Annotated in this window: 6 protein-coding genes; 5 read left to right on the plus strand and 1 reads right to left on the minus strand. The window is 35.1% G+C overall.

The window, feature by feature from the left end:
• Nucleotides 1–56 precede the first annotated feature (56 nt).
• The 5 genes from O9307_RS03590 (at nucleotide 57) to secA (ending at nucleotide 8,223) form a co-directional block, all read left to right on the plus strand.
• Complete coding sequence (locus O9307_RS03590) at nucleotides 57–743, plus strand: ABC transporter ATP-binding protein (RefSeq protein ID WP_298295420.1); 687 nt, start codon at nucleotides 57–59, stop codon at nucleotides 741–743.
• Nucleotides 744–767: 24 nt separating this feature from the next.
• Nucleotides 768–3,695 carry a M16 family metallopeptidase gene (locus O9307_RS03595; RefSeq protein WP_298295422.1) on the plus strand — a complete coding sequence of 976 codons (2,928 nt, stop codon included), beginning with the start codon at nucleotides 768–770 and terminating at the stop codon, nucleotides 3,693–3,695.
• Nucleotides 3,696–3,794: 99 nt separating this feature from the next.
• Nucleotides 3,795–4,364, plus strand: a complete 570-nt coding sequence (locus O9307_RS03600; protein ID WP_298295424.1) for a cob(I)yrinic acid a,c-diamide adenosyltransferase — start codon at nucleotides 3,795–3,797, stop codon at nucleotides 4,362–4,364.
• Between the two features lie 206 nt (nucleotides 4,365–4,570).
• On the plus strand, nucleotides 4,571–4,792 hold the full coding sequence (locus O9307_RS03605) for a DUF2795 domain-containing protein (protein ID WP_007138072.1): 222 nt from the start codon (nucleotides 4,571–4,573) through the stop codon (nucleotides 4,790–4,792).
• A gap of 86 nt (nucleotides 4,793–4,878) precedes the next feature.
• Nucleotides 4,879–8,223: a preprotein translocase subunit SecA gene (secA, locus tag O9307_RS03610; RefSeq protein ID WP_298295429.1), complete on the plus strand. Its 3,345-nt coding sequence runs from the start codon at nucleotides 4,879–4,881 to the stop codon at nucleotides 8,221–8,223.
• Nucleotides 8,224–8,282: 59 nt separating this feature from the next.
• Here the strand turns inward: secA and O9307_RS03615 are convergent, their stop codons facing one another.
• Nucleotides 8,283–9,224 (minus strand): LysR substrate-binding domain-containing protein, encoded by a 942-nt coding sequence (locus O9307_RS03615; protein ID WP_298295431.1) that lies wholly within the window; start codon nucleotides 9,222–9,224, stop codon nucleotides 8,283–8,285.
• Nucleotides 9,225–9,462 lie beyond the last annotated feature (238 nt).

Genomic DNA, 9,462 nt, shown 5'->3' on the forward strand with positions numbered 1-9,462 from the left:
TATTTCGTATTTTTAAAATCGAATTTAAAACAACATTAATCTTTATTCAATAGTCGATGGCAGAATCACTAATTAAAATAACCAATATTAAACGAAATTTTTCATTGGGCAACGAAACCGTTTATGTACTAAAAGGAATTGATTTAGAAATAAAAAAAGGAGAATATGTTGCTTTAATGGGACCATCTGGCTCTGGAAAATCAACATTGATGAATCTTTTAGGCTGTCTAGACACCCCAACTTCTGGCAATTACATCCTTAACGGAAAAGATGTTAGTAAAATGAAAGATGATGAATTGGCCGAAATTAGAAACAAAGAAATTGGCTTCGTTTTTCAAACTTTTAACCTTTTGCCAAGAACAACTGCACTAGATAATGTCGCTTTACCAATGATTTATGCTGGCTACTCTAAATCAGAACGTGTAGCAAGAGCCACGGATGTACTTCAACAAGTAAATCTAGCCGATAGAATGGACCATCAACCTAACCAACTTTCGGGAGGTCAACGTCAGCGTGTTGCTATTGCAAGAGCCCTTGTCAACAAACCCTCTATCATTCTTGCTGATGAACCAACAGGAAATCTAGACAGTAAAACTTCTGTTGAAATTATGAAGTTATTTGGTGACATTCACGCAAAAGGCAATACCGTTATCTTAGTTACCCACGAGGAAGATATTGCTGCTTATGCGCACCGCGTAATTCGTTTACGAGATGGCTTGATTGAAACTGACACTACAAAGTAATTTACATTAACCAAGACTATAAATATGTTCAAAAAAACAATTTTATCTTTATTATTCTTATGCTCAATTTCGACTGTTGCAGCACAAGGTCCTATTGAATGGAAAGAAGCTTCAAGTAATGGGTACACATACAAATACGTTACTAATGACGCTACGAAGGCCCGTTTCTATACTTTAAAAAACGGTTTAACTGTAATTTTAAGCCCTACTAAAAAAGACCCTCGTATCCAGGCTTACATCGCTATTAAAGCAGGAAGCAAAACCGATCCATCTACCAATACTGGATTAGCACATTACTTAGAGCACATGCTTTTTAAAGGAACGGATAAATACGGAACCTTGGATTGGGCTAAAGAAAAAGTAGAATTAGATAAAATTGACGCTTTATATGAGCAATTCAACAAATCAAAAGACAGCATCGAAAGAAAAGAAATCTATAAGAAAATCGATCAAACTTCGGGAGTTGCCAGTAAATATGCTATTGCCAATGAGTACGACAAAATGATGTCTGCTATGGGCGCTCAAGGCACCAATGCCTTTACTTCTTTTGAGCAAACGGTATATACTGATGATGTTCCAAGTAGTTCTTTGGATAAATACTTAGCCGTACAAGCCGAGCGTTTTAGAAATCCAATCCTAAGAATTTTTCATACCGAATTAGAAGCCGTTTATGAAGAAAAAAACAGAACTCTGGATAATGATGGCCGTAAAGTTTCTGAAGCGCTATTTGCCAACCTATTCAAAAAACACAATTACGGTTTACAAACCACTATTGGAACAGTTGAGCATTTAAAAAACCCATCCTTAATAGAAATCAGAAAGTATTTTAACAAATACTACGTACCTAATAATATGGGCGTTATCTTGTCAGGTGATTTTAATCCTGATGAAGTAATTGCAAAAATTGACAAGGCTTTTGCTTATATGCAACCTAAAGCAATTGAAAAATATACTTTTGAACCAGAAGCACCAATAACAGCACCAATAACAGTTGAAATTGTTGGCCCAGACGCAGAAAGTTTTGCCATCGGTTACCGTCTTCCTGGCAACAAAGATAAAGATGCCTTATTAGCAAATTTAGTTGGACAAGTACTTACTAATGGCAAAGCTGGTTTGTTGGATTTAAATTTAGTTAAAAAACAAAAAATGCTTCGTGCAAGTGCTTTTAATTACAGCCTAATAGACTACAGCGCACTTTATTTATCTGCCGCACCTACTTCTGGTCAAACCTTAGAAGAAGCCAAAGCTTTGGTGTTAGCAGAAATAGAAAATTTAAAGAAAGGAAATTTTGATGATGATTTAATCCCATCAATCATTAACAACATTAAAAAAAGTGAAATATACGAAACAGAGAAATACAGTGATCGTGCAAGTAATTTAATGAGCAATTTTACTTCAGAATTAGACTGGAGAGATCAAGTTGCCTATGTGAATGATTTGTCGAAATTAAAAAAAGAAGATATTGTAGCCTTTGCTAACAAATATTTCGGCGAAAATTATGTAGTGATTTACAAAAGAAAAGGCGAAAACAAAAACAAGGTCAAAATTGAAAAACCACAAATTACTCCTGTTGAAACCAATGCGGACAAACAATCTGACTTCTTAAAACAAGTGAACGCTATTCCAAGCATTGCTTCAACACCCGTATTTTTGGATTACAACAAAGACATTCAGAAATCTAAAATTGAAAAAGCAGAAGTACTTTATGTTCAAAACAAAGACAACTCTATTTTCAGATTAAAATACCGCTACAAAATTGGCACATTAAACGACTTAAAACAAGGATTAGCTAGTCAATACATCCAATTTTTAGGCACGGATACAATGTCAGCCGAACAAATTTCAAAAGCATTTTATAAAATAGCTTGTAGCTTTAACATCAACACTAGCGAAGAATATACTACCGTTAGCATTGAAGGTTTACAAGAAAATTTTGAAAAAGCGGTTCAATTGTACGAAGAAGTTATTGAAAAGGCTAAGGCAGATGAAAATGCTTTGAAAGCTTTGAAAGCTAGAATTGCAAAATCTAGAAAAGATTTCAAATCAAATAAAAATGCAATTTTACAAGGACTAACCAGCTACGCTACTTATGGCCCTGTAAACAAATTCAACAACATTCTAACTACCAATGAATTAGAGTCATTAACAACAGAGGACTTAATGAGTCGTTTGAAAAACTTAAATAATTACGAACAAACTATTATTTATTATGGACCAGCACCATTAACTACTTTTGTGAATCAATTAAAAGCCCTACACAAAGTTCCTGCAACTTTTACTGCAACACCAGCAGCCAAAGGTTTCAAGCCATCGGTACAAACTCAAAACCAAGTGTTTTTTACCAATTATGATATGGTACAAGCTGAAACGCGTTGGGTAAGAAATACGGAAACCTATGATGCCAATAAAAATGCAATCATTAATGTATTCAACAACTATTTCGGTGGCGGTATGGGATCAGTGGTTTTTCAAACTATCAGAGAAAGTAAAGCTTTAGCTTATAGTACCTATGGATACTATGTAGAACCTCAAAAGAAAGAAGACAACTATCTTGTTTTAAATTATGTAGGAAGTCAAGCGGACAAATTCAAAGAGGCTACAACAGCGATGAATGAACTTTTGAACAACTTACCTGAATTAAGCGAAAATTTAAATTTAGCCAAAGGTCAAGTTAAAAAAGACATTCAAACCGAAAGAATTACGCAAGACAATATTATCTTTAATTACCTAGCAGCAAAACAACTAGGATTAAAAGAGGATATCAGAAAAAAGACATTCTCAACTGTAGATCAAATTTCTATGAATGACCTCAAAACTTTTCACAATAACTTCATAGCCAATAAACCTTACAGTTATGCCATTGTAGCTTCTGAAAATAAGATTGATATGAATGAAATGAAAAAACTAGGAGAAATAAAGAAAGTATCTTTGGAAGAAATTTTCGGATTCTAATTTTTTTATCCACTAAAGAAAGACTGCTTTTAGCGGTCTTTTTTTATATTTACAGCCATCAACAACCATTGATAAAACAAACTTAGAACACTTACCCTAATGAAAGTATATACTAAAACTGGTGACTCAGGAACCACATCCCTATTTGGAGGAACGCGAGTACCAAAAGATCACGCTCGAATTGAAAGCTACGGCACAGTTGATGAGCTGAACTCCTACATTGGCTTGATTCGCGACCAAGAAATGGACAACCATTACAAAAACACACTCATAGAAGTGCAGGATCGCTTATTTACTATTGGAGCCATTCTTGCCACTCCACCAGAAAAAGAGGTACTAAAAAACGGTGAATTGCGTCTGAAAAACTTAGGCATTGCTGATCAAGATATTGAATTCCTTGAAATAGAAATTGACACAATGGAAGCTTTATTGCCTCCAATGACGCATTTTGTACTTCCAGGCGGGCATACCACAGTGTCATATTGTCATATCGCGCGTTGTGTATGCCGACGTGCAGAGCGCTTAGCGGTACATTTAAGTCATAACGAGCCAGTAGCGCCAATAGCAATTCAGTACTTAAACCGACTTTCTGACTACCTTTTTGTATTGGCACGAAAGTTGACCTTGGACTTAAACGCTGAGGAAGTAAAATGGATTCCGAGAAAGTAAAAACTTTCTTAAAATTCAAATTTTAAATCCCAAATTCCAATCCTTCAAAGTATAAATTTAGAAATAGGAATTTGTTTCTTGGAATTTGGATTTTCTTCTTTAGAATTTTAAAAAATAACGTTCTTAACTTTACGCAAAAATAAATCACTTTTTACTTGTTTTTTTCCGTAAAAAAATTATTTTTGCACAAATTAAATCGACAAAATATGTATTGGACATTAGAATTAGCATCTTATTTAAGTGATGCACCATGGCCTGCTAACAAAGACGAACTTATTGACTACGCTATTAGAGCTGGTGCTCCATTAGAAGTAGTAGAAAACCTTCAATCTATTGAAGATGAGGGCGAGATATATGAATCAATGGAAGAAATTTGGCCAGATTATCCAACTGACGAAGATTATCTTTGGAACGAGGATGAGTATTAAAAAGTAACCCAAGAAAAAGTCTCAAAAAAGAGGCTTTTTTTTTGTTAGTACTAACACAAAATATAAAACAGAAATACAACTAAATTATGAGTTTCATAAACAGCATACTAAAAGTATTTGTAGGCGATAAATCTCAAAAAGACGTTAAAGCATTACAACCTTATCTAAATAAGATAAAAACTTTTGAAGCACCTTTACAAGCGTTGTCTCACGACGAGTTAAGAGCTAAAACCCTCTTTTTTAAAGAAAAAATAAAACAAGCTAGAGCTGAAAAAGACAGCAAAATAGCTGCTCTACAACAAGAAGTAGAAACTATTTCGGATATAGATAAAAGAGAAGATATTTATATCGCAATAGATGCTTTAGAAAAGGAAGCTTATGATATTTCTGAAAAAACCTTAATGGAAATTCTTCCTGAAGCTTTTGCAGTAGTAAAAGAAACAGCTAGACGATTCAAAGAAAACACTACCATTAGCGTTACTGCTACTCCAAAAGACAGAGAATTATCAGCTACTAAAAGCTATATCAACATTGTGGGCGATACGGCTAATTGGGCTAATTCATGGAATGCCGCTGGTAAAGAAATCACTTGGGACATGATTCACTATGATGTACAGTTGATTGGTGGAATGGTATTGCACCAAGGTAAAATTTCTGAAATGCAAACGGGTGAAGGAAAAACGTTGGTAGCAACACTTCCATTGTATTTGAATGCTTTGACAGGAAATGGAGTACACTTGGTAACTGTGAATGATTACTTAGCAAAACGTGATAGCACATGGAAAGCACCTTTGTTCGAATTTCATGGTTTGACTGTTGATTGTATTGACAATCACGAACCTAATTCTGAAGGCAGAAAAAAAGCTTACGATGCTGATATCACTTACGGAACTAATAATGAATTTGGTTTTGATTATCTAAGAGATAATATGGCCCATTCGCCAGAAGACTTGGTACAACGCAAACACAATTACGCCATAGTCGATGAGGTGGATTCTGTTTTGATTGATGATGCAAGAACACCGTTGATTATTTCTGGTCCAGTTCCACAAGGAGACCGTCATGAGTTTAATGAATTGAAACCAAAAATTGAAAACCTTGTAAGTTTACAACGTCAATTGGCTAATGGCTTTTTGGCAGAAGCTAAAAAACTAATCAAAGAAGGTAACACCAAAGACGGTGGTTTCAATTTATTGAGAGCTTACAGAAGTTTACCTAAGAACAAAGCATTGATTAAGTTTTTGAGTGAAGAAGGTATCAAACAATTGCTTCAAAAAACCGAAAACCAATACATGCAAGACAACAATCGCGAAATGCATATTGTTGACGAAGCTTTATATTTTGTAATTGAAGAAAAAAACAATCAAGTAGAATTGACGGATAATGGAATCAAATTCCTTTCTGGCGATACGGATGCGGACTTTTTCGTTCTTCCAGACATTGGAACTGAAATTGCCGCTATAGAAAAACAAAAACTAGACAAAGATGCTGAAGCGGAAGCTAAAGAAAGATTATTCCAAGATTTTGGAGTAAAAAGCGAGCGTATTCATACTTTGACGCAATTATTAAAAGCCTACACTCTTTTTGAAAAAGATGTTGAGTATGTAATCATGGACAATAAAATTCTTATTGTTGATGAGCAAACAGGACGTATTATGGACGGACGTCGTTATTCTGACGGATTACACCAAGCCATTGAAGCCAAAGAAAATGTAAAAATTGAAGCAGCCACTCAAACTTTTGCTACTGTTACTTTACAAAACTACTTTAGAATGTATAACAAACTAGGTGGTATGACAGGAACAGCTGTAACAGAAGCAGGCGAGTTATGGCAAATCTACAAACTAGACGTAGTTGAAATTCCTACCAATAGAGGAATGGCTAGAATTGACAAAGACGATTTGATTTACAAAACGACTCGTGAAAAATTCAATGCCGTTATCGAAGATGTTACCGAATTATCTAAAGCCGGAAGACCGGTATTAATTGGAACAACATCCGTTGAGATTTCTGAGTTATTGAGTAGAATGCTTAAAATGCGTGGTGTAACGCACAACGTGTTGAATGCAAAAATGCACAAACAAGAGGCTCAAATTGTTGAGGAAGCTGGTAAACCAGGTGTGGTAACTATCGCTACAAACATGGCGGGTCGTGGAACGGATATCAAATTGACCCCAGAAGTAAAAGCAGCTGGTGGATTGGCCATTATCGGTACGGAACGTCATGATTCACGTCGTGTGGACCGTCAGTTACGTGGTCGTGCAGGTCGTCAAGGAGACCCAGGAAGTTCTCAATTCTATGTTTCGTTAGAAGACAACTTAATGCGTTTGTTTGGTTCTGAAAGAGTAGCCAAAGTAATGGATAGAATGGGCTTACAAGAAGGTGAAGTAATTCAACATTCTATGATGACCAAATCTATTGAACGCGCACAGAAAAAAGTAGAAGAAAACAACTTTGGTGTTCGTAAACGTTTATTAGAATATGATGACGTAATGAACGCACAACGTGAAGTGGTGTACAAACGTCGTCGTCATGCTTTATTTGGAGAACGTCTAAAACTAGACATCGCCAATATGTTGTATGACACTTGCGAATTAATTGTTTCAAACAATAAACTAAGCAACGATTTCAAAAACTTCGAATTTGAATTGATTCGTTATTTCTCTATTACATCACCAGTTAGCGAAAGTGATTTTGCCAAACTGAATGAAATGGAATTAACTGGAAAAGTGTACAAAGCTACTTTGGATTTTTACACTGAAAAAACAGCAAGAAGTGCTAGAGAGGCCTTCCCTATTATCAAAAGTGTATATGAGGACCAAAACAATCAATTCGAACGTATTGTAGTTCCTTTCTCAGACGGAATCAAATCCTTGAATGTGGTGACCGATTTGAAAAAAGCTTACGATACTGAAGGAGCACAATTGGTAGCTGATTTTGAGAAAAACATCACTTTAGCGATTGTAGACGAAGCTTGGAAAAAACATTTACGTAAAATGGACGAATTGAAACAATCGGTTCAATTGGCAGTTCACGAACAAAAAGACCCATTGCTTATCTACAAATTAGAAGCCTTCAACTTATTCCGTTCTATGTTGGATAATGTGAACAAAGAAGTGATTTCATTCTTATTTAAAGGTGACTTACCTGCTCAAGAAAACCAAAGAATTCAAGAAGCTAAAGAAGTAGAACGTCCAAAAGACGATTACCAATTGAATAAAGACGAAATCGAGAACAGCGAAAGTATCAATCGTGAGGCAGGACAAACACAAGCCCGCCAAGTGACTGAAACTATTGTTCGCGACCAGCCTAAAATTAATCGTAATGACACGGTAACTATTCAAGAAGTAGCTACTGGTAAAACAGAAACGATGAAATACAAAAAAGCGGAAAGCTTATTAGCAGCTGGAACTTGGGTTTTAGTACCCTAAACCCAATTTTATATAACAAAATAAAGAGGCTGTCCAAAAAGGACAGCCTCTTTTTATGCTCATTTTTTCTGGATTGGACTTATAATTTCTACATTCTGAAAAACAATTGCTCCTTTTATGACTCCAGCAATTGTGTTTCGTAGGGCATCTATTATTTGGATTTTTAGTTCGTTTTTTGGGTAAATTAAGCTAATTTCTCTTGCGGGTTTTGGCTCAATAAAATGTCTCAGTTTTAGTTTATCGCTTTCTTTTAAATCCAAGGTATGAAGATAAGGAAGTAAAGTAGTTCCAAAACCTTCATCCGCCAATTTGATTAATGTTTCGAAACTACCACTCTCAATAGTAAAATGATTTACTTCGTTTGAATTGCTGTTTTTGCACAAATTCAAGATACCATCTCTAAAGCAGTGTCCGTCTTGTAGCAGCAAGATTTCGTCCAAATTCAAGTCGCTAACTTCGATTTCTTTTTTCGAAAAATGTTGATGTCCTTCTGGAATATAAGCCACGAAAGGTTCATAATACAAAGGGATTTCTTTTATTTTTTCTTCCAAAAGAGGTGTCGCTGCAATCGCTGCGTCTAAATGACCATTGTTTAGCTTGGAAATAATATCTGCCGTGTTGAGCTCTTCAATAATCAAACGTATTTTTGGATACTTTTTGATGAAATTTTTCAAAAACATCGGCAATAAAGTAGGCATTATCGTTGGAATGATTCCCAAGCGGAACTCCCCGCCAATGAATCCTTTTTGTTGTTCTACGATATCTTGAATTCGGTCGGCTTCGTTTACAATATTTTTGGCTTGTGTAACTATTTTTTGACCAATGTCGGTAAGTTGAATGGGTTTTTTAGTTCTGTCAAATATTTGAATGTTTAATTCTTCTTCTATTTTTTGAATTTGCATACTCAATGTAGGTTGAGTAACAAAGCATTTTTCAGCAGCAAGGGTGAAATTTTTATGTTCCGCAACGGCAAGAACATATTTGAGTTGAGTGATTGTCATTGATAGTAATATTTGATGTAAATATAAAAACAATCAATTTAATTGATACGGCTTTCGTCTTAAATTATGGCTAAATTTGCAGCATAATTAAAAATGAGGGTTCTACTGGGTTTTGTGTGAATATCCATTTAAGTCACCGTGAAAAAAAAGAATAGCTGTTCTAAAATTTTGCTTGTTTCTATATCCTCTACCGATTCGTTTTAGCTCTTCAATTGCACCGTTAATTCTTTCTGCTCTG

The sequence above is a fragment of the Flavobacterium sp. genome (assembly GCF_027531905.1).
Lineage (GTDB): Bacteria > Bacteroidota > Bacteroidia > Flavobacteriales > Flavobacteriaceae > Flavobacterium.

Bases quoted from the DNA above. Each gene is read 5' to 3' on its own strand.
- O9307_RS03590 (WP_298295420.1), top strand. From the start codon at position 57: ATGGCAGAATCACTAATTAAAATAACCAATATTAAACGAAATTTTTCA.
- secA (WP_298295429.1), top strand. From the start codon at position 4,879: ATGAGTTTCATAAACAGCATACTAAAAGTATTTGTAGGCGATAAATCT.
- O9307_RS03615 (WP_298295431.1), bottom strand. From the start codon at position 9,224: ATGACAATCACTCAACTCAAATATGTTCTTGCCGTTGCGGAACATAAA.
- O9307_RS03600 (WP_298295424.1), top strand. From the start codon at position 3,795: ATGAAAGTATATACTAAAACTGGTGACTCAGGAACCACATCCCTATTT.
- O9307_RS03605 (WP_007138072.1), top strand. From the start codon at position 4,571: ATGTATTGGACATTAGAATTAGCATCTTATTTAAGTGATGCACCATGG.
- O9307_RS03595 (WP_298295422.1), top strand. From the start codon at position 768: ATGTTCAAAAAAACAATTTTATCTTTATTATTCTTATGCTCAATTTCG.